Annotated in this window: 18 protein-coding genes and 2 tRNA genes; 16 read left to right on the top strand and 4 right to left on the bottom strand. The window is 32.9% G+C overall.

What is annotated here, in order from left to right:
* Positions 1-186 precede the first annotated feature (186 nt).
* Genes pta through V1T75_RS12150 form a run of 3 tightly spaced genes read left to right on the top strand, consistent with a single transcriptional unit; the run spans position 187 to position 4277 of the window.
* Positions 187-2280 (top strand): phosphate acetyltransferase, encoded by a 2094-nt coding sequence (pta, locus tag V1T75_RS12160; protein ID WP_330488795.1) that lies wholly within the window; start codon positions 187-189, stop codon positions 2278-2280.
* 22 nt (positions 2281-2302) lie between these two features.
* Positions 2303-3484, top strand: a complete 1182-nt coding sequence (locus V1T75_RS12155) for an acetate/propionate family kinase (protein ID WP_330488794.1) — start codon at positions 2303-2305, stop codon at positions 3482-3484.
* 1 nt (position 3485) lies between these two features.
* Positions 3486-4277 carry a tRNA pseudouridine synthase A gene (locus tag V1T75_RS12150; protein ID WP_330488793.1) on the top strand — a complete coding sequence of 264 codons (792 nt, stop codon included), beginning with the start codon at positions 3486-3488 and terminating at the stop codon, positions 4275-4277.
* Positions 4278-4287: 10 nt separating this feature from the next.
* Here the strand turns inward: V1T75_RS12150 and V1T75_RS12145 are convergent, their stop codons facing one another.
* The 4 genes from V1T75_RS12145 to V1T75_RS12130 form a co-directional block, all read right to left on the bottom strand.
* Positions 4288-5943, bottom strand: a complete 1656-nt coding sequence (locus tag V1T75_RS12145; protein ID WP_330488792.1) for an ArnT family glycosyltransferase — start codon at positions 5941-5943, stop codon at positions 4288-4290.
* Positions 5944-5946: 3 nt separating this feature from the next.
* A complete protein-coding gene (locus V1T75_RS12140) occupies positions 5947-6813 on the bottom strand; it encodes a lysylphosphatidylglycerol synthase transmembrane domain-containing protein (protein ID WP_330488791.1) in 867 nt (288 codons plus the stop codon).
* Entirely contained in the window at positions 6806-7756 is a 951-nt protein-coding gene (locus V1T75_RS12135) for a glycosyltransferase family 2 protein (protein WP_330488790.1), read from the bottom strand. The genes V1T75_RS12140 and V1T75_RS12135 overlap by 8 nt, the downstream gene beginning before the upstream one ends.
* A gap of 103 nt (positions 7757-7859) precedes the next feature.
* Positions 7860-9002 (bottom strand): acyl-CoA dehydrogenase, encoded by a 1143-nt coding sequence (locus tag V1T75_RS12130; protein WP_330488789.1) that lies wholly within the window; start codon positions 9000-9002, stop codon positions 7860-7862.
* 92 nt (positions 9003-9094) lie between these two features.
* Between V1T75_RS12130 and V1T75_RS12125 the strand changes: the two genes are divergently transcribed.
* The 13 genes from V1T75_RS12125 (at position 9095) to pseB (ending at position 21027) form a co-directional block, all read left to right on the top strand.
* Positions 9095-10177 carry an anhydro-N-acetylmuramic acid kinase gene (locus V1T75_RS12125; protein ID WP_330488788.1) on the top strand — a complete coding sequence of 361 codons (1083 nt, stop codon included), beginning with the start codon at positions 9095-9097 and terminating at the stop codon, positions 10175-10177.
* Positions 10178-10339: 162 nt separating this feature from the next.
* Entirely contained in the window at positions 10340-11566 is a 1227-nt protein-coding gene (locus tag V1T75_RS12120) for a Glu/Leu/Phe/Val dehydrogenase dimerization domain-containing protein (protein WP_330488787.1), read from the top strand.
* A 175-nt stretch (positions 11567-11741) separates the two neighbouring features.
* Positions 11742-12425: a MotA/TolQ/ExbB proton channel family protein gene (locus V1T75_RS12115; RefSeq protein ID WP_330488786.1), complete on the top strand. Its 684-nt coding sequence runs from the start codon at positions 11742-11744 to the stop codon at positions 12423-12425.
* Positions 12425-12817, top strand: a complete 393-nt coding sequence (locus V1T75_RS12110) for an ExbD/TolR family protein (protein WP_330488785.1) — start codon at positions 12425-12427, stop codon at positions 12815-12817. The genes V1T75_RS12115 and V1T75_RS12110 overlap by 1 nt, the downstream gene beginning before the upstream one ends.
* The gene (locus V1T75_RS12105) at positions 12818-13636 is read left to right on the top strand and encodes an energy transducer TonB (RefSeq protein WP_330488784.1); all 819 of its coding nucleotides are present in this window, start codon (positions 12818-12820) and stop codon (positions 13634-13636) included.
* Positions 13637-13728: 92 nt separating this feature from the next.
* Complete coding sequence (locus V1T75_RS12100; protein ID WP_330488783.1) at positions 13729-15054, top strand: UDP-glucose dehydrogenase family protein; 1326 nt, start codon at positions 13729-13731, stop codon at positions 15052-15054.
* Complete coding sequence (locus V1T75_RS12095; RefSeq protein ID WP_330488782.1) at positions 15054-16064, top strand: NAD-dependent epimerase; 1011 nt, start codon at positions 15054-15056, stop codon at positions 16062-16064. Before V1T75_RS12100 ends, V1T75_RS12095 begins: the two co-directional genes overlap by 1 nt.
* 34 nt (positions 16065-16098) lie before the next feature.
* Positions 16099-17307: a bifunctional folylpolyglutamate synthase/dihydrofolate synthase gene (locus tag V1T75_RS12090; protein WP_330488781.1), complete on the top strand. Its 1209-nt coding sequence runs from the start codon at positions 16099-16101 to the stop codon at positions 17305-17307.
* A gap of 70 nt (positions 17308-17377) precedes the next feature.
* Positions 17378-17452: transfer RNA gene (locus V1T75_RS12085), tRNA-Val, on the top strand.
* 28 nt (positions 17453-17480) lie between these two features.
* Positions 17481-17555: transfer RNA gene (locus V1T75_RS12080), tRNA-Val, on the top strand.
* Between the two features lie 101 nt (positions 17556-17656).
* Positions 17657-18940 carry a nucleotide sugar dehydrogenase gene (locus tag V1T75_RS12075; RefSeq protein ID WP_330488780.1) on the top strand — a complete coding sequence of 428 codons (1284 nt, stop codon included), beginning with the start codon at positions 17657-17659 and terminating at the stop codon, positions 18938-18940.
* Entirely contained in the window at positions 18940-19872 is a 933-nt protein-coding gene (locus V1T75_RS12070) for a Gfo/Idh/MocA family oxidoreductase (protein WP_330488779.1), read from the top strand. The genes V1T75_RS12075 and V1T75_RS12070 overlap by 1 nt, the downstream gene beginning before the upstream one ends.
* 123 nt (positions 19873-19995) lie before the next feature.
* Complete coding sequence (gene pseB, locus V1T75_RS12065; RefSeq protein ID WP_330488778.1) at positions 19996-21027, top strand: UDP-N-acetylglucosamine 4,6-dehydratase (inverting); 1032 nt, start codon at positions 19996-19998, stop codon at positions 21025-21027.
* Positions 21028-21045: the final 18 nt, after the last annotated feature.

Here is a 21045-nt window from a genome sequence, read left to right as displayed (position 1 = left end):
GTACTGCCACTGGTGGGAGAGTAGGTCGTTGCCTTTCTTTAACAAACCTCAATCTTTGATTAGATTGAGGTTTTTTTGTTTTTATATATAATAACTTTTTAAAAAAGAATACTTCGTAGGTTTTAATTCTTCCCTCGTTACTTTTATAATTTTAAAAGAAGTAATTTTGCCTTAAAAAGGAAGAACATGAACAAATCAATTTATATCGCTGCTAGTGATGCTAATTCAGGAAAATCTATGCTGAGTTTGGGATTGATGCAGCTATTACTTCGTAAAAAACCTAAAGTGGGTTATTTTAGACCTATAATAGACAATCCAATAGGAAATAAGAAGGATAATCATATAAATACAGTGCTTAATTACTTCAATTTAAACAGTAGCTATGAAGATTGTTATGCTTTTACTAGGTCAGAATTAATTAGGATGCTAAATGATGATCAAGAGGACGAAGTAATTAATAAGATAATAGAAAAGTACAAGACATTAGAAGAGGAAAATGATTTTGTAATTATTGAAGGAACAGATTTTTCTGATCATGGAGCTGTGATAGAGATGGATTTAAACGTTCTTATCGCAAAAAATATAGGAGCGCCTGTAATTATCGTTTCAGGAGGTGTAAATAAATCACTTGAAGATTTTATACAAAGCTTACGATTAACCTATGATTCTTTTATAAACAAAGATGTACAGGTCATTGCAGTTGTGGCAAACAAAGTACAAGAAAAAAATATTCCAATTATAGTAGAAGAAGTTGGTGTTAACTTGCCAAAGTCAGTTTCTGTTAATGCCATTCCTATTGACCAAAAATTAAATAATCCAACAATTAAGGAGTTTTTAATGGAAGTTGAAGGAGAAATTTTATTTGGAGAAGAGTTCCTAAACAATACAACAGGTGATATAAAAGTTGGAGCAATGCAATTATCACATTTTTTACATCACTTAACTGATGATAGTGTTGTCGTAACTCCTGCAGATAGGTCAGATATTTTGTTAGGAACATTACAAGCGAATATTTCTAGTAATTACCCATCTATATCGGGAATTATTCTTACAGGGGGGATGGAATTAAATTCTTCTATTATTAAGTTAATAGAAGGGTTGGAAAAGATAGTACCTATCCTTTGGGTAAAGGACGGAACATTTAGTATTGCCTCAAGATTAGGTGCCGTTCGTTCACACATTTATGCTGAGAATGTAGATAAAATAAAAATATCAATCAGCATGTTTGAAAAATATGTTGATGTAGCAAGTTTGAATGAAAAACTAGCTAGCTATAAAGGCTCTGAAGCATTAACACCAAGAATGTTTCAATATAACTTATTAAAAAAGGCTAAGGAAGCTCGCAAGCATATAGTATTACCTGAGGGAAATGATGATAGAATTTTAATAGCCGCTTCCCAACTACAAAAAACAGACGTTGTTAAGTTAACAATATTAGGAAAAAGAGTAAATATAGAAGCTTCAGTCAAACGATTAAATATTCCTTTTGATTTCGATAAAACTGAAATTATCAACCCAATTGAATCTGAATACTTTGCAGATTTTTCCAACACGTTATATGAATTGAGAAAACACAAAGGATTGAGTCCAGCCATGGCAGAAGATTTAATGGGAGATGTTTCTTATTTTGGAACAATGATGGTGTACAAAGGAATTGCAGATGGAATGGTCTCTGGGGCAGCACATACTACTCAACATACTATAAAACCAGCTTTACAGTTTGTAAAAACGAAACCTGGGTTTTCAGTCGTTTCATCAATTTTCTTTATGTGTTTAGAGGATAGAGTTTCTGTATTTGGAGACTGTGCCATTAACCCGAACCCAACAGCTGAAGAATTAGCAGAAATTGCAATTTCTTCAGCAGATTCGAGTATTGCATTTGGTATAGATCCTAAAATAGCTATGTTATCATATTCATCAGGTACTTCAGGAAAAGGAGCAGATGTAGATACGGTTAGAAGAGCTACTGAAATTGTGAAGGAAAAGCGTCCAGATTTAAAAGTAGAGGGACCAATTCAGTACGATGCAGCGGTTGATCCTTCCGTAGGAAAAAAGAAATTACCAAATTCAGAAGTTGCAGGTCAAGCCAATGTGTTAATTTTTCCGGATTTAAATACCGGAAATAATACTTATAAGGCAGTACAGCGGGAAACAGGAGCTTTGGCAATCGGACCAATGTTGCAAGGGTTGAATAAACCTGTAAACGATTTAAGTAGAGGTTGTACGGTTGATGATATTTTTAATACTGTAATTTTAACTGCAATTCAAGCGCAAGAATAGCTTGCTCATTAATTTAAAATAGATGAAAGTTTTAGTCATAAATTCAGGAAGTTCCTCAATAAAATATCAATTGTTTGAAATGCCTCAACAAGAAGTACTTTGTTCAGGATTGATAGAAAGAATTGGTTTAGAGTTGGGGAAGGTTCACTATAAATCTAACAATACTAAAGTAGAAGAAGAGGTAATTATTACAGATCATAAATCAGGTTTAGAAAGAGTAGTTGATTTATTGTTAGATAAAAAAGTAGGAGTAATTTCTTCTACAGATGAAATTAAAATTGTTGGGCACCGAGTAGTGCATGGAGGTAGCACCTTTACAAAAACAACTATAGTAACAGAAGAGGTTAAAAAGAAAATAGAATCGTTATTTTCATTAGCGCCATTACATAATCCAGCAAACTTAGAAGGGATTAGGGTATCTGAAGCTATTTTTAAGAATGCACAACAAGTAGCCGTTTTTGATACAGCATTTCATCAAACCATACCAGTTGAGGCTTATAAATATGCAATTCCTAATAAATTTTTAGATGAGCATAGAATTCGCTTGTATGGGTTTCATGGTACGAGTCATAAATACGTGTCGGAAAAAGCAAATGAGTACCTTCAAAAAAAACACTCAAAAATTATTACGATTCACTTAGGTAATGGATGTAGCATTACAGCGGTTGAAAATGGAAAGAGTATTGATCATAGTTTAGGATTTGGCCCTGTTACAGGGTTAATTATGGGGACTCGTTCTGGAGATATAGACCATTCTTTAATTTTCTATTTGATAAATAATTTAGGATACGATGTTGATGATGTAAACAATATGTTACAAAAAGAAAGCGGAATGCTAGGTTTAACAGGATTTAGTGATTTACGTGATATTGAAGCAGCAGCAGCAAAAGGAAATAAAAACTGTCAGTTAGCATTGGATATGAATGCTTATAGAATAAAAAAATACATAGGTTCTTACGTTGCAGCAATGAATGGTTTGGATGCAATTGTATTCACGGCAGGTATTGGTGAAAATTCTGATGTGATTCGAAGATTAGTCTGTACAGATATGGAGTATTTAGGCATTGAAATGGATATAGAAAAGAATGCTATTCGAGCAAAACAATTAATAGAAATACACAAAGAAACATCGAAAGTAAAAGTATTGGTAATTCCAACAAACGAAGAATTGGAAATTGCAAAACAATCGTACGAGTTATTATAGTATGAATTATAAATATGCTTATTTAGTACGGTTTCAATATTTGGGTTTTCGCTTACACGGTTGGCAAAAACAACCTAATTTAAAAACAGTTCATTTTTTTGTTGACAAGACATTAAAGTTTGTGTGTAAAGGAATTCGATGTAAGTCCGTAGGAGTTGGGAGAACGGATGCAAAAGTTTCCTCGACTAATTATTATTTTCAGTTGTTTATTGATGAAAAATTAAACGAAGCTTTCTTTATAGAAGACTTCAATCGAAATTCACCTTCTGATATTCGAGTGTTAGCTGTAGAGCAACTTCACGATGAAGAGTTTAATATCATTCAGCATCCTAAAGTAAAAGAGTATCGTTATTACTTTTCCTTTGGAAAGAAAAATCATCCCTACTGCGCTCCTTTTTTAACGGGGTATTTAGATGAATTAGATGTTGAATTGATGAAAGAAGGTGCACGATTGTTTGAAGGTTTTCATAATTTTAAACATTATTGCACCAAACCATCAGCAGAAACCAAAGTAGCGCGTAGTATTGATGTATGTAAAATAGAAGAAAATACGGAATTATCCGCTTCTTTTTTCCCAGAGAAAAGTTTTGTGTTGGTTATTAGAGGGAGTGGGTTTTTACGGAATCAAATTCGTCTAATCATGGGAACTTTAGCTGAATTAGGTAAAGGGAACTACGATTTAGAATTTATCAAAAAAAGTTTAAGACCAGAAAAAAGTGATATCGATTTTATGAAAACCATCGCACCAGCTTCTGGGTTACATTTACATAAAGTAGAATTTAAAAAAGAGTAAGTGACAAATTTTATTCGGTGTCTTTTTTGGACGCTATTTTCAATAAATACGCACTTCCTAATTTTGATTCCCTAGTTTTAGGGTTCAAAAATTTTAAGCTAAGCCTTGTTACTCTAAAATGATCAACTCTATGTTTTTCTTTTATAACAAAGCCTTCTTTTTCTACTTTTTCAAGAGGAATATTTCTGATGACAATCCAAACATCATTGTCTATATTTTTTAATTCTTCTTTTGTAATGTGAGGAGTATTTCTCTGTGTATAAAAATCTAAAGGCCAAGAATAATCATTCTCATAAAAAAAGATGTCCTTTACATTTATGGTGTCATTTTGATTAATAATGTTTGCTAGTTTTATTCCTCCTTGATATTGTAATAATTCAGGGTAGAAGTAAGAGTTAAGTACCACATTTACAAATACCATTAGCAATACTGAGTTGACAACAATTTTTTTACTAAAATCTTCTTTTTGAATTAAGTTAATGAGTACTGTTAATACTAGAATAATACTCAACACTATAATTAAAATAGAAGGAGTGTTAAAAGTGCAGCATAAAATTAAAATAACTGCAATAGTTAACACTAAAACCATAAAATAAACAACACCTAAGAATATTTTCAGTGTTTTTTGTTGATTGTCCTTTTGAAGATTGTATAAAATTCCAGCAGTAAAAACAGCTAATAAAGCTAATAACGGATTTAAATAATGTGGTAATTTAAATTTTGAAAAGCTAATAATAAATAGGGTAATTAATACTCCACCTATAGTTAATAATTCTATACCTTGTACAGGTTTAAATTTGTTTACAACTAACTTTTTTATTTGATAATACAAGCCATAGTACATTAAGAAAGCCCAAGGTAAAAAAGTCCAAAGTAGAGAATGAAAAAAGAAAAAGTAATCAGGACTGTTTTGCTTGAAACCAGTAGCTGTTATTCTCTCAACATTCTGACTCCATAGAATAAAATTTACACCATCCATTCCAAATTGAACATAGTAAGCATATACAACAGGGGTAATAGAAAGGAAGAAAGCAATCAAACCTATAAGAACTTTATAAGAGAATATTGTATTAAATTTTCTAGTATAAACGATGTGTGAAACTGTGGCAAAACAAATAATACCAACTCCATAAAACCCTTTAGTAGAAAAGGAGATTCCCATACCAATAGCTCCTAAAATAATAGGAACTAGTTTTCTTGTTGAAACATATTCAAACAATTGCCAAATAGCAAAAATAGTTGCTCCAGTTAAGACAGCATCAGTACGAACATCGTGGTTAGCTAAAATGATAGATTGACTAGTTAAGAAGATAAGAGAACCAAAGTGAGCAACACTTTTACTATATAATTTCCCTGTTAATTGATAAATAGAATAGGCTCCTAAAACAGTAAACAATAAAGCTGGGATTCGGTAAGCCCATTCGTGTAGGCCAAAAATTTTAAATGAAATAGCAGATAACCAAAAATGCATATGCGGTTTATCTAAATAAGGATTAGGACCTTTTAAAAGTTCAAAAAAATTATCACTTAAATACATGCGCATAGCCATTGTGGCATGTTGCGCAGAATCATTAGCCATTAAGGGAATAAATAACCCTATAACATACACGATTGCCACTAAAAAATAAAGGTATTTAATGTTTTTTTGCTGGTAAAAAAAGTCCATAAATTATGTATTGAGTGAAACAGTTGTTAACCGTACCTTACTTATAATAAAAGCCAATCCTATTAAAGAAATTAAAGCCGTAATAATATTAAATGAGAGCCCAATACTTGTCGCAATTGTTTCTTGGGTATTTAAAAAGGAGGAGGCTTTTAAAAAGATATACTCTCTTGCTCCAAATCCAGCAAAAGAAACTACTGAAAGTACTGATGAAATTAGAAAAACAAAACAATAACTAATAATTCCAGTTATCTTTAATTGAAAAGCTTTAATAATGCAAACAATGACACCCACTTGTAACAATTGAATAACTAATGAATAACCAAAACTATAGTTATAATATGTGTTACTATTTTTAAAAATCCGAACCATTATAAGCTTTGCTATAAAAAAAGAAGCTAAAGCTATAATGATACTTACTAAGAATAATAATGAGTTGAAAAAAAACAAATACCCGCCCATTAAAATTAATAGAGAAAAAATGGCTAATAAACCAATAAGTCTATCAACAAATACACATTTAGTTAGCTGTTTAGTTTTCCAACCAAATTGTTTATTTAGTATATATATTTTGTAAGCATCTCCTCCTACACCTCCAGGTATGAAGAAGTTATAAAACATCCCAACAAAATACAATTTTAAATTGCTACCTTGACTTAGGTAAAATTGATTATGATGAAAAATGTAATTTAATCGTAAAGATGAAACAAGCTGTGAAATCACAAATAATGAAATAGCCAATACTAAGTAAAAAGGATTGGAGGTCTCATATAATTTGATGACTTGGTTAAAGTCAATTTTTGTAAAAACCAAGTATAAGAGTAAGATGCTTACTCCTATTTTGGCTAAGGTTTTAACAAGCTTCTTATTCACTTACATGAATTTTTCTAATAGTATAAGGACGTTTTTTTTGCGACTCATAATAAGTTCTCATTAACAAGTCAGTAATAATCCCTACAGTAAAAAATTGCAAGCTAATAATAACTAGCATAACACCAACAATTAACAAAGGTCTGCCCCAAATATCTTGTCCCAATAATTTTAATATTAGTAAGTAGAAATTAATGGCTAATCCGAAGAACATAAAAAACAACCCGAAGTTACCAAAAAGGTGTACAGGGCGTTGCATATATTTTCTTTGGAAGATAATTAATATGATGTCATTGATCACCTTTACAGTTCTTCCCAACCCATATTTAGATTGTCCATGGATTCTCGGATGATGTTTTACAGGAACCTGAGTAATTTTTGCTCCGTTTAAATGCGCTAAAAGATTGATAAAGCGGTGCATTTCACCGTACAAGTTTAAATCTTTAGCTATTTCTTTTTTAAATACTTTTATCGCACACCCTTGATCTTTTAAATCTAAACGAGTGGCTCTTCTAATTAAAAAATTTGCAATTTTAGAAGGAATTGTACGAATAAAAGAGTCTTTTCTTTTAGCTCTAATTCCTGTAACTACATCCCAATCTTCAGATTCGGCTTTTTCAATCATATGAGGGATATCTGACGGATCATTTTGCATGTCACCATCAAGGGTAACGATGTAATCACCTTTCGCTTGATCAAAACCAGCAGCTAATGCTAAACTTTGTCCGTAATTTTTACGTAACTCAACCAAAACAACTCTAGAGTTGTTCATGTTAATAACATTTTTCTTTGTGTTATCGGTTGAAAAATCGTCAATGTAAATGATTTCATAATCGAATCCTTTTAAACTATCATCAATCTGTTTAGTTAAAGGAACTACATTGTCTTCTTCATTGTAAACAGGAACAATTACAGATATGAATCCGTAGGATTTTTTATTTGACATAGGTGCTTATTTATTGGGCAAAGTTACTACAAAGAATTTAAAAAAAATAAAAGCTCATTTTTTAAATGAGCTTTTATTTAGATATAATATTGAAGAGAAAAAACTAATCTCTAATTAAACTTCTTGAGATTACAATTTTCTGAATTTCTGAAGTTCCTTCATAAATTTGAGTGATTTTAGCATCACGCATTAAACGTTCTACATGGTATTCTTTTACGAAACCATTACCTCCGTGAATTTGAACTGCTTCAACAGTTTGTTCCATAGCTACTTTAGAAGCATATAATTTTGCCATAGCACCTTCACGATCGTAGTTTTCACCAGCATCTTTTTTGCAAGCAGCAGCCATTACTAAGTGACGAGCCGCAGCAATTTCTGTATACATATCAGCTAATTTGAAAGCGATAGCTTGGTGGTTGCAAATTTCAGTACCAAAAGCTTTACGCTCTTTAGAGTATTTTAACGCTAATTCATAAGCTCCAGCAGCAATACCTAATGCTTGAGCAGCAATACCAATACGTCCTCCAGATAACGTCTTCATGGCAAATTTGAATCCGAATCCGTCTTCACCAATACGATTTTCTTTAGGAACTTTTACGTCGTTAAACTGTAAGGTATGAGTATCAGAACCACGGATACCTAATTTGTCTTCTTTCGGTCCAACGTGGAAACCTTCCATACCTTTTTCAATAATAAAAGCATTGATTCCTCTATGACCTTTAGCTCTATCAGTTTGAGCGATTACTAAATAAGTATCAGCACGCCCACCATTAGTAATCCAGTTTTTAGTACCATTTAATAAATAGTAATCACCTTTGTCTTCAGCAGTAGTTGCTTGCGAAGTAGCATCAGAACCCGCTTCTGGCTCACTTAAACAAAAAGCTCCTATTTGCTCACCAGTAGCTAATTTTGTTAAGTACTTTTGTTTTTGTTCTTCTGTTCCGTAAGCTTCTAAACCGTAGCATACTAACGAATTGTTTACAGAAACCATTACTGAAGCAGAAGCATCAATTTTTGATAATTCTTCCATAATTAATACGTAAGAAACAGCATCCATTCCACTTCCTCCGTATTTAGGATCTACCATTACTCCCATAAACCCTAACTCACCCATTTTGCGAACTAGTTCATTAGGAAACTCTTGTTTTTCATCTCTTTCTATAACTCCAGGCAATAATTCGGTTTGAGCAAAATCACGTGCAGCATCACGAATCATTAAATGCTCTTCTGTAAGATTAAAATCCATTATCTATTTTATATTTTGTTAAATTCGTAAAAAATGTGCTCAAAGATACTTTTTTAATAGCAATTTTTCAATAGACTTACTATTTTTACTTTATGCAAGACAACTATATTTATTGTATCGGATTAATGTCAGGAACTTCTTTAGATGGAATAGATTTGGCATATATAAAAATACATGAAAATTCATATAAAGATTTTAGAATTATACAAGCAGACACAATAGCATATTCTAATCAATGGAAAAATAAACTACAAGAAGCTATAAATTACGATAAGAAAGATTTACAAATTTTAGATGTTGATTACGGTAAATTCTTGGGAAAGATATTAAATAACTTTATAAAAGAACACCGTATCACTAAATTAGATTTTATAGCTTCTCATGGGCATACCATTTTGCATCAGCCAGAAGTAGGAATAACGTTACAAATAGGCAATGGTCAAGAAATAGCGACGATAACTAAGAAAGATGTTGTTTGTGATTTTAGAACTCAAGATGTAGTGTTAGGAGGACAAGGAGCTCCTTTAGTGCCTATTGGAGATAGGCTGTTATTTTCCGATTATGATTACTGTTTAAACTTAGGAGGTTTTGCAAACATTTCTTATGAAGAAAATAAACGAAGGATAGCTTTTGATATCTGCCCTGTAAATATTGTGCTAAATTATTATACACGTAAAATAGGAGTAGAATATGATAATGATGGAAGAATGGCTTCAGAAGGAAAAATTAATGTTGAATTATTAAGACGATTGAATGCGCTTTCCTTTTATCAAGGGCTTCCTCCAAAATCGTTGGGGTTAGAATGGGTACAGTCAACTATTTTTCCTTTAATAGATAAAGAGGAAGCAGATATATCGACTATTCTAAGAACTTTTGTAGAACATGTAGCGATGCAAATAGGGAATGTTGTTAAAAATGATGCTACTATTTTAGTAACAGGAGGAGGAGCGTTCAATACGTTTTTAATGAAGAGAATAGAATTTTTTGCACAGACAAAAATAAAACAAGTAAGTACAGAACTTATCGATTACAAAGAAGCGTTGATTTTTGCGCTATTAGGCGTGTTAAAAGTTCAAAATAAGGTAAACTGTTTACAGTCAGTTACTGGGGCAAAGAAGGATCATTCTTCAGGAAATATTTTTTATCCACATAAAAAAAATAAAGTACTTGAGTAATGTTGTTTTTTATGATAAATTTGTTCGGTAACAACTACACATTAAAACCTATAGTATAATGAATCAACTTTAGCTTCCCCTAAGGGGAATAATTACAACGAATTTTTTGAATATGAAAAAGAAACAGATAAAGTTGAAAATCATCTATTATAACATTAAACAATGAAAGAATTATTAAAGCAATACGAAGAAAAACAACCAGAAATAGTATTTAATTGGAAAGATCCTGAAACAGAAGCAGAAGGTTGGACAGTTATCAATTCGTTAAGAGGAGGTGCTGCTGGTGGTGGTACACGTATGCGTAAAGGATTAGATAAATATGAAGTAATGTCACTTGCTAAAACTATGGAAGTGAAATTTACGGTATCGGGACCAGCAATTGGAGGGGCAAAATCAGGAATTAATTTTGATCCGCAAGACCCTCGTAAAAAAGGAGTTTTAGAGCGTTGGTATAAAGCTGTTGCACCATTATTAAAAAACTATTATGGAACAGGAGGAGACTTAAATGTTGATGAAATCCATGAAGTAATTCCGATTACAGAAGATAGTGGAGTTTGGCATCCTCAAGAAGGAGTTTTTAATGGACATTTCAAGCCTACTGAAGCAGATAAAATTAACCGCATTGGTCAGTTACGTCATGGAGTTATTAAGGTATTAGAAGATGAAAGCTTATCACCAAGTGTAGCTAGAAAATATACAGTAGCTGATATGATTACTGGATACGGAGTTGCTGAAGCAGTTCGTCATTACTACGATATTTATGGAGGAACAGTAGAAGGAAAGCGTGCTGTAGTACAAGGTTTTGGTAATGTAGGTTCAGCAGCAGCTTATTATTTAGCACAAATGGGAGCTAAAGTAGTAGGAATTATAGATCGTGTTGGAGGAGTTATTAAAGAAGAAGGATTTTCTTTTGAAGAAATTCAAGAAATGTTTTTAAATAAAGATGGGAATACGTTAGTGTCTGAAAACATGATTCCATTTGAGGAGATGAATGAGCGTGTTTGGAATCTTCCTTGTGAAGTTTTTGCACCATGTGCAGCTTCAAGGTTAGTTACTCAAGAGCAAATTAACCAAATGATAAATTCAGGATTAGAAGTTATCTCTTGTGGAGCAAATGTTCCGTTTGCAGATAAAGAAATTTTCTTTGGATCTATTATGGAAGATACAGATAAGAAAGTAAGTTTGATTCCAGACTTTATTTCAAATTGTGGTATGGCAAGAGTATTTGCATACTTTATGGAGCGTAGAGTAGAAATGACAGATCAAGCCATTTTTGAAGATACATCAAATACTATTAAAAAAGCGTTACAAAGAGCACATGCTAAAAGTGCAGCAAAAACTCACATAAGTGAAACAGCTTTTGAAATAGCATTGAAAGAACTAGTGTAAAATTATTAGTCTTTATGATTACAAAAATGCTGTTTTTGAGTAATCAAGTATAATAAAAGTAAAAGTCTTCCTTTATTGTTAAAAGTAAGGAAGACTTTTTATATCAAACAATTTTAAATAAAAGAAATCGTTAGTTAAATAGCGAAAACATAATATAAATCCTAATTTAGTATTCATGCTATTATTTCAAGAAACTCAGGAGTTGGTAGAGGAAGTACCTCAAGAAAAAACTTTATCAATCTATAATTTAATTATGGATGGAGGTGTAGGCGGTCAAATCATTATCGCTTTGTTATTCGTGTTATTAGCCGTAGCTCTTTATATTTATTTTGAACGTTTTTTTGCTATTAAAGAAGCATCAAAAGTTGATATTAATTTTATGGATCAAATTAGAGATCATGTAACCAATGGAAGAATAGATAGTGCTAAATCACTTTGTGATAATACCGTAACACCAACAGCCAGATTAATAGGAAAAGGAATTTCTAGAATAGGAAAACCTTTGGAAGATATTAATACAGCAATAGAGAATGCAGGAAAACTAGAGGTTTATAAACTAGAAAGAAATGTATCAGTATTAGCAACAATAGCAGGAGCTGCTCCAATGATAGGTTTTTTAGGAACTGTAATTGGAATGATTGTTGCGATTCATGAAATAGCAAATTCAGGAGGACAAATTGATATTAAGATGTTATCGGATGGTTTGTATACAGCTATGACAACTACTGTAGCAGGATTAATAGTAGGAATTATTGCATATATCGCTTACAATCATTTAGTAGTTCGTACAGATAAGGTTGTTTATCAAATGGAAGCAAAATCTGTTGAGTTTTTAGACTTATTAAACGAACCAGTATAATGAATTTACGAGGAAGAAATAAAGTCAATCCAAATTTCAATATGTCATCAATGACTGATATTGTTTTTTTGTTATTGATATTTTTTATGTTAACATCAACATTGGTTACAGTAAGTGCCATTGATGTCTTGTTGCCTAAAGCTGGAGGTAAAACAGAGAACAATACATCAGTAGCAGTAACCATAACAAATGATGCGTCGTTTTACATAGATAAAACAAAAGTCAGTAATGTAAATTTAGAAAGGGAGTTGCTAACTAAGGTAGGCGTAGACAAAAAGAAAACAGTGGTTATTCGTGGTGATCAAAATGTGCAATATAAAAATGTAATGCAGGTGATTGATATAGCGAATAGAAACAAGTTAAAAATGATTTTAGCTGTTGAAGGCAAATAAATGAAAGTTTTAGATACCCAACATAAACGTAAATCGGCTGTTATTACAGCAATTATTCTGATATTATTTATTATTGGAATATTCAATTACGGAATGAAATATCTCGATCCACCTATTGAATATGGCCTAGCGATTAATTTTGGTGCCTCTGAAGTAGGAAGTGGAGAACCTGTTGAAAAAACTAAGGCACAAGCAACGTCACAACAAGAGGAAGTAGTGGAAGAACAAGTAGAAGAAACTCCTGAAGAAACTATCAAAGAAGAAATTATTACAGATGACACAGCGGAAGAAGTCCCAGTTGTTGAAAAACAAGTAGAAAAGAAAGAAGCTGTAAAAGAAACTCCAAAAGAAGTAAAACCTAAAGAGAAGCCAAAGCCAAAACCATCAAAAGAAACCACAGATGCGTTAAATAGTCTATTAAATGGAACTTCAAAAGATGGTGCAAATACAGGAGAAGGAGATGATAAACAATCAGGTGTAAAAGGAAATGAAAAAGGAGATCCTAATTCAGATAAATACTATGGAAGCTCAGGAAGTGGTTCTGGAGGGAATTATAACCTTGCCGGTAGAAAAGCTTTGTTAAAACCAATAAAAAAACCAGACTGTCAAGAGGAAGGCACAGTGGTGGTAAGTATTGAAGTAGATCAAAACGGACGAGTGATAAAAGCAACCCCAGGGGTAAAAGGAACTACAAACTCAGCTCCATGTTTGTTAGAGCCAGCAAAACAAGCAGCTTTAAGAACTAAATGGAATGCTGATGGAAATGCACCGTCAAAGCAACGAGGAACTATTATCTACAAGTTTTCTCTTTCAAAATAACATATCTTTGCTGAATATTTAGAATAATGATGTTTTCAATTAGGTTGTGCCGAAGTAAAAACAACTATTGAAAAATTAATAAATACAAATACATGAAACTAACTGTTATTGGAACAGGATATGTAGGATTGGTATCAGGGACTTGTTTTTCAGAAATGGGAAATAAAGTTACTTGTGTAGATATTGACCAAGAAAAAATAAACAAACTACACCAAGGAATCATCCCTATCTACGAACCGGGATTAGAAAAAATGGTTTTGAAAAATGTGGAGAAGCAAAACTTATTCTTTACAACAAAGCTAGAAGAGGCAATTGAAGAAACTGAAATTGTTTTTATAGCAGTAGGAACTCCGATGGGAGAAGACGGTTCAGCTGATTTACAATATGTGTTAACGGTAGCAAAAGAAATAGGGCAGAAGATGAATCACCGGTTAATTGTGGTTGATAAATCTACGGTACCAGTAGGAACAGCTGATAAAGTAAAGGCAGCGATTCAAGCAGAATTAGATCAGAGAAATGTAACGATTGAATTCGATGTAGTTTCTAACCCAGAGTTCTTAAAAGAGGGAGATGCTATTAACGATTTTATGAAGCCAGACAGAGTGGTGATTGGAGCAGAATCTGATTATGCGTTTGAAAAAATGCGTCAGTTATACACGCCATTTACCATGTCACACGAACGTTTTATAGGAATGGATGTTCGTTCTGCTGAAATGACCAAGTATGCTGCTAATGCAATGTTAGCAACAAAAATATCCTTTATGAATGAAATGGCAAATATTTGCGAACGAGTTGGAGCAGATGTCAATAATGTTCGAGCAGGAATTGGTTCCGATTCAAGAATAGGGTATAGTTTCATTTATCCAGGAGCAGGATACGGAGGCTCTTGCTTTCCAAAGGATGTAAAAGCATTGAAAAAGATTGCGGAAGAAAACGGATACGAAGCACAGCTGATTAAGTCGGTAGAAGATGTAAACAATCGTCAGAAGTATGTGATTTCCGAAAAAATAATTAAAAGATTTGGAGAAAATTTAACAGGAAAAACGTTCGGTCTTTGGGGTTTGGCGTTTAAACCAGGAACTGACGATATGCGTGAAGCTCCAGCGATTTATGTGGTGAAAGAATTGGTGAAAAGAGGAGCAAGAGTACAAGCCTATGACCCCAAAGCAATGGAAGAAGCACAACATTTTTATTTAAAAGATGTTGAAAATATAGCTTACAAAAACACAAAGTACGAAGTATTGCAGGAGGCTGATGCATTGGTGTTGTTAACAGAATGGAAAGAGTTTCGTTCTCCAGACTTTTCAGAAATTGAAAAACAACTGAAAACTCCTGTTATTTTCGATGGAAGAAATCAGTACAATAGTTACAGTTTAGAAGAAAGAGGATTTGAATATTATCAAATAGGTAAGAATTAATGAAGATCTTAGTTACAGGAGCAGCCGGTTTTATAGGGTTTCATTTAAGTGAAAGATTGTTAGCAGAAGGACATACAGTTGTTGGGGTTGATAATATCAATGATTATTACGATATCAATTTAAAATATGCTCGATTAAAAGAATTGGGGATTGATAGAGAGAATGCTGAGGTTTTTTATCAAGGAGTTGTTAGTAATACCAAAGAGAATTTTAAGTTTATCAGATTAAACTTAGAAGATAAAGAAGAGTTATTTCAATTATTTATTTCAGAGAAATTTGATGTTGTTTGTAATCTAGCAGCTCAAGCGGGGGTTCGTTATAGCATCGAAAACCCTGATGTGTATATTCAAAGTAACATTGTTGGTTTTCTGAATATTTTAGAATGTTGCAGATATCATGAGATTAAACATTTGGTGTATGCGAGTAGTTCAAGTGTGTACGGAGCCAATAAAAAAGTGCCATTTTCTGAAAAAGATAGTGTAGATAATCCTGTGAGTTTATATGCAGCAACGAAAAAGAGTAACGAATTGATGGCGTATACCTATAGTCATTTGTATGAAATCCCGACAACAGGATTACGATTTTTTACCGTTTACGGACCATGGGGAAGACCTGATATGGCTCCAATCCTTTTTGCGGATGCGATTTCAAACAATCGCCCGATCAAGGTGTTTAATAATGGAGATATGGAACGTGATTTTACCTATATAGATGATATTGTAGAAGGAGTAAAAAGGGTTATTGAAAAATCTATTGAAGATAGAGAATTATATAAAATCTATAATATAGGTAATAACGATTCTGTAAAACTGTTGGATTTTATTACACAGATGGAAACGAGTTTAGGAAAAGAAGCTATCAAAGAAATGTTACCGATGCAGATGGGAGATGTAAAAAGAACTTGGGCAAATGTAGATGAGTTAATCAATGATTATACTTATAAGCCTAAAGTAAAAGTAGCAGAAGGAGTGCGTCGTTTTGTACAATGGTATCAAGAATATCATAATTAGTTTATAAAATCCTTAATTACAATATAATTGTTTAATGACTTATCAAGAAGTATTAGATTGGATGTTTGCTCAGTTACCAATGTACCAACGTCAAGGACAATCAGCATTTAAAAAAGATTTAACCAATATTATTGCGTTGTGCGAAGAGTTGGGGAATCCACAACAAAAATTTAAAACGATTCATGTAGGAGGAACCAACGGAAAAGGATCTACCAGTCATATGCTTGCTTCTATATTGCAAGAGGCAGGCTATAAAGTTGGCTTGTATACTTCACCGCATTTAAAAAACTTCACAGAGCGTATTCGAATTAATGGAAAAGAAATTTCGAGAGATGCGGTAATTGATTTTATAGTAAACAATAAAGTCTTTTTAGAAAAACAAGGATTGTCATTCTTTGAAATGACAGTGGGAATGGCCTTTGAAGAATTTGCTAACCAAAAAGTTGATATAGCAGTTATTGAGGTTGGCTTAGGGGGAAGGTTAGATTCTACCAATATTATTATGCCTGAAGTTTCGGTAATCACGAATATAGGGCTCGACCATACTCAGTTTTTAGGAGAAACCTTACCAGAAATAGCGTTTGAAAAAGCAGGGATAATTAAAAAGAATACTCCAGTGGTTATTGGTGAACGTCAAAAAGAAACGGAAAATGTTTTTATCGCTAAAGCGGAAGAGTGTGAAGCACCAATAGTTTTTGCTTCTGATAAAACTCAAAACTATACGACAGATTTATTAGGAGACTATCAAAAGCACAATATAACTACAGCTGTAACTGCGATTCAACAAGTAAAAGAATTTAAAGTTTCTGAAGAAAATATTAAAAACGGATTGTTGAATGTAGTAAAAAACACGAATTTAAAAGGACGTTGGCAGGTGTTACAGTATAATCCGAAGATAATTTGTGATACAGCACATAATAAAGAAGGGCTTTTTTATACCTTAGAACAACTAAAAAAGGAAAATTACAAACAATTACATATGGTGTTAGGTGTGGTTTCAGACAAGAATTTGAGTGAAATTTTACCAATGTTTCCTAAAAATGCAAATTATTATTATTGTAAACCAAATATTCCTCGTGGGTTGTTGGCAGACGAATTAAAAGTTCAAGCTAACGAGTTTAATCTGGTTGGAGCGGTGTTTTATTCTGTAAGTCAGGCATTTGAAAAAGCAAAGGCAAATGCGTCTAGAGGAGATGTAATCTATGTTGGAGGAAGTACATTTGTGGTGGCAGAAATTTTATAGAAAAAAAAGCAAAAAAGTTATTGTTAATCTCTAAAACTGTTATATATTTGCACCCGCAATTAACAAGTAAGGGCGCGTAGCTCAGTTGGTTCAGAGCACTTGGTTTACACCCAAGGGGTCAGGGGTTCGAATCCCTTCGCGCCCACAACTCTTACAAGGATTTAATTGCAAACGGGCGCGTAGCTCAGTTGGTTCAGAGCACTTGGTTTACACCCAAGGGGTCAGGGGTTCGAATCCCTTCGCGCCCACTAACTAAAAGTCTCATCATTTATGATGAGACTTTTTTGTTATATATAATCTTTTGTTAATGTAGATTTTTGTAAGTTTGCGGACTTAGAAAGTAGAAAATATGAATAATCAAAAAATTGCCGTAATAGGGTTAGGGTATGTAGGGTTACCTTTAGCGAGGTTATTTGCAACAAAATATTCTGTTGTTGGTTTCGATATAAATAAGGAAAGGGTTACAGAGTTAATGTCTGGAGTAGATGCTACTTTAGAGGTAGAGGATGAAGTATTGCAGTCGGTGCTAGTTGAAAAAAGTTCGGATGAGAAAGGATTGTTTTGTTCAGCTTCATTAGAAGATATTAAAGAGTGTAACTATTATATAGTAACAGTGCCAACGCCAGTAGATAAGAATAATCGTCCTGTATTAATACCTTTAGTGAAAGCGAGTGAGACAGTAGGAAAGGTGTTGAAAAAAGGGGATATTGTTATCTATGAGTCAACAGTATACCCTGGGGTTACTGAGGAAGAATGTATTCCGGTTTTAGAACAAGTTTCTGGATTAAAATTCAATGAGGATTTTTATGGTGGATATTCTCCAGAGCGAATCAATCCTGGAGACAAAGAACACACAGTCGAGAAAATTTTAAAAGTGACTTCTGGGTCTACACCTGAAATAGGAAAAAAAGTAGACGACTTGTACAAATCTGTAATTACTGCAGGGACGCATTTAGCACCAACAATTAAGGTGGCGGAAGCGTCAAAAGTCATTGAAAACTCTCAAAGAGATATTAATATCGCTTTTATAAATGAATTAGCAAAGATTTTCGGATTGATGAATATCAATACAAACGATGTGTTAGAAGCTGCTGGAACCAAATGGAATTTCTTACGATTCAAACCAGGGTTGGTTGGAGGACATTGTATAGGAGTAGACCCGTATTATTTAGCACAAAAAGCACAGGAGTTTGGGTATCATCCAGGGATTATTTTAGCAGGAAGAAGAATGAATGACGGAATGGGAGAGTATGTCGCTTCTCAGGTAATAAAACTGATGATTGATAAAGATATCAAGATTAAAAAAGCTGAGGTATTACTGTTAGGAATTACGTTTAAAGAAAATTGCCCCGATGTACGTAATACTAAGGTAGTAGATGTGGTAAAGAGTTTGAAAGAGTATAATACCAATGTTACAATATATGATCCTTGGGCTGATGTAGAAGAAGTAAAGAGAGAATATAATTTACATTCAGTAAAAGAATTACCACAGGGTAAATATGATGCAGTAGTATTAGCTGTGGCGCATGATGAATATAAAGACTTGGATTTAAAGTCAATAATGAAAGATGGAGCTGTGATATATGACGTTAAAGGAGTGCTGCCAAAAGAACTAGTTGATAGAACATTGTAATGAAAAATTTTGCACTCATAGGAGCTGCGGGATATATTGCTCCACGTCATTTAAAAGCGATTAAAGATACAAACAATGTATTGTTAGCTGCATTGGATAAAAATGACAGTGTAGGGATTATGGATAGCTATTTCCCGAAAGCAGATTTTTTTGTGGAGTTTGAGCGTTTCGATCGTCATATTGAAAAATTAAAACGTCAGCAAAACATTCAGTTGGATTATGTAAGTATTTGTACACCGAATTATTTACACGATTCCCATATCCGTATGGCATTACGTAGAGGAGCCGATGCGATTTGTGAAAAACCGTTGGTGTTAAATCCATGGAATGTAGATGCCTTAGAAGCAATTGAAAAGGAGACAGGAAACAGCATCAATACGATATTGCAATTACGATTGCACCCGAGTATCATTACATTAAAAAATAAAATTGAAAAGGAAAACAAGAAAGAAAAGTACGAAGTAGATTTAACCTATATCACTTCTCGAGGAAATTGGTATGATGTTTCTTGGAAAGGTGACGAGAGTAAATCGGGAGGAATAGCAACCAATATTGGAGTACACTTTTTTGATATGTTATCTTGGATTTTTGGAAATGTAAAAGAAAATAAAGTCCATCTTAGAGAGAAACACAAAGCTTCAGGCTATTTAGAATTTAAAAAAGCACGAGTTCGTTGGTTTTTATCAATTGATGAAACTACTTTACCCAAAGAAATTCAAGAGAAAGGGCAAAGAACTTATCGTTCTATTACGGTAAATGGAGAAGAAATCGAATTTAGTTCAGGTTTTACAGATCTCCATACTATAAGCTATCAAGAAATCTTAAAAGGAAATGGTTTTGGTTTACAAGAAGCAAGACAGTCGATAGAAATAGTACATGATATAAGGAATATTGGTTTGACGAATGTAGGAAACAAGCACTGTTTTATGTAAAGAATTAAGTTGATTTTGTGAAAAAAAAGGAAATTAAGGAGGTAATGTTTAGTTTTTGTTAATGTCAAAGATTGATATTAACAAACATAATACAAGATAATTTTGAATAGAAAAAATTAAAATATGTTAGATTTAAACAATAAATCAATTTTGATAACAGGGGGGACAGGCTCGTTTGGGAAAATGTTTACAAAGCTTATTATGGAACGTTTTCCTAGTGTGAAAAAGTTAGTTATTTTTTCAAGAGATGAACAGAAACATTTTCAAATGGCTCAAGAATTTTCTGAAAAAGAACACCCTCAAATAAGGTATTTTATAGGAGACGTTAGAGATAAATCACGTTTGTTAAGAGCATTTGAAGGAATAGATATAGTTATTCATGCTGCTGCGATGAAACATGTGCATTTAGCCGAGTATAACCCAATGGAGTGTGTAAAAACGAATATAAATGGAGCTGAAAATGTCATTGATGCAGCCTTGGAATGTGGTGTGAAAAATGTGGTAGCCTTATCTACTGATAAAGCGGCTGCACCAATTAATTTGTATGGAGCTACTAAACTGGCTTCAGATAAACTGTTCGTAGCTGCAAATAATGTAAAAGGAGAGAGAAATGTTAAGTTTTCAGTAGTAAGATACGGAAATGTAATGGGGTCTAACGGGTCGGTGATGCCTTTCTTTTTGAATAAAAAAAGAAATGGAGCTGATTTTTTACCAATTACAGATAACAGAATGACACGTTTTAATATTTCGTTAGAAGATGGCTGTGAAATGGTTTTTTACGCAATTGAAAAAGCATGGGGAGGTGAGATTTTTGTACCTAAGATACCGTCATATAGAATTCCTGATGTAGCTAAAGCAATAGCTCCAAAGATTGAACATAGGGTTGTAGGTGTAAGGCCTGGTGAGAAATTACACGAAGAAATGATAACTTCTTCTGATTCATATAATACAGTAGATTTAGGGAAGTATTATGCAATATTACCTCAAAAATCTCCTTATACACCCTATACAAAAGAAGAGTATAAGACAGAATTTGAAGGAAAAGATGTTCCAGAGGGGTTTGCGTATGATTCAGGAAATAATACTGAATGGGAAACTATTGAAACATTAAGGGAGTTGGTGAAGAAGCATGTAGATTCAAATTTTGAAGTTTAATTCATAAATGACTTTATT

This window comes from Tenacibaculum sp. FZY0031 (genome assembly GCF_036350695.1).
Lineage (GTDB): Bacteria > Bacteroidota > Bacteroidia > Flavobacteriales > Flavobacteriaceae > Polaribacter.
This window is presented reverse-complemented; position numbering and strand designations above follow the sequence as displayed.

Excerpts from the sequence above, each read along its gene's own strand:
- V1T75_RS12135 (WP_330488790.1), bottom strand. The coding sequence starts at position 7,756 with ATGTCAAATAAAAAATCCTACGGATTCATATCTGTAATTGTTCCTGTT.
- V1T75_RS12095 (WP_330488782.1), top strand. The coding sequence starts at position 15,054 with ATGAAGATCTTAGTTACAGGAGCAGCCGGTTTTATAGGGTTTCATTTA.
- V1T75_RS12110 (WP_330488785.1), top strand. The coding sequence starts at position 12,425 with ATGAATTTACGAGGAAGAAATAAAGTCAATCCAAATTTCAATATGTCA.
- V1T75_RS12150 (WP_330488793.1), top strand. The coding sequence starts at position 3,486 with ATGAATTATAAATATGCTTATTTAGTACGGTTTCAATATTTGGGTTTT.
- V1T75_RS12145 (WP_330488792.1), bottom strand. The coding sequence starts at position 5,943 with ATGGACTTTTTTTACCAGCAAAAAAACATTAAATACCTTTATTTTTTA.
- V1T75_RS12115 (WP_330488786.1), top strand. The coding sequence starts at position 11,742 with ATGCTATTATTTCAAGAAACTCAGGAGTTGGTAGAGGAAGTACCTCAA.
- V1T75_RS12105 (WP_330488784.1), top strand. The coding sequence starts at position 12,818 with ATGAAAGTTTTAGATACCCAACATAAACGTAAATCGGCTGTTATTACA.
- pta (WP_330488795.1), top strand. The coding sequence starts at position 187 with ATGAACAAATCAATTTATATCGCTGCTAGTGATGCTAATTCAGGAAAA.
- pseB (WP_330488778.1), top strand. The coding sequence starts at position 19,996 with ATGTTAGATTTAAACAATAAATCAATTTTGATAACAGGGGGGACAGGC.
- V1T75_RS12130 (WP_330488789.1), bottom strand. The coding sequence starts at position 9,002 with ATGGATTTTAATCTTACAGAAGAGCATTTAATGATTCGTGATGCTGCA.
- V1T75_RS12120 (WP_330488787.1), top strand. The coding sequence starts at position 10,340 with ATGAAAGAATTATTAAAGCAATACGAAGAAAAACAACCAGAAATAGTA.
- V1T75_RS12070 (WP_330488779.1), top strand. The coding sequence starts at position 18,940 with ATGAAAAATTTTGCACTCATAGGAGCTGCGGGATATATTGCTCCACGT.
- V1T75_RS12100 (WP_330488783.1), top strand. The coding sequence starts at position 13,729 with ATGAAACTAACTGTTATTGGAACAGGATATGTAGGATTGGTATCAGGG.
- V1T75_RS12075 (WP_330488780.1), top strand. The coding sequence starts at position 17,657 with ATGAATAATCAAAAAATTGCCGTAATAGGGTTAGGGTATGTAGGGTTA.
- V1T75_RS12125 (WP_330488788.1), top strand. The coding sequence starts at position 9,095 with ATGCAAGACAACTATATTTATTGTATCGGATTAATGTCAGGAACTTCT.
- V1T75_RS12090 (WP_330488781.1), top strand. The coding sequence starts at position 16,099 with ATGACTTATCAAGAAGTATTAGATTGGATGTTTGCTCAGTTACCAATG.
- V1T75_RS12155 (WP_330488794.1), top strand. The coding sequence starts at position 2,303 with ATGAAAGTTTTAGTCATAAATTCAGGAAGTTCCTCAATAAAATATCAA.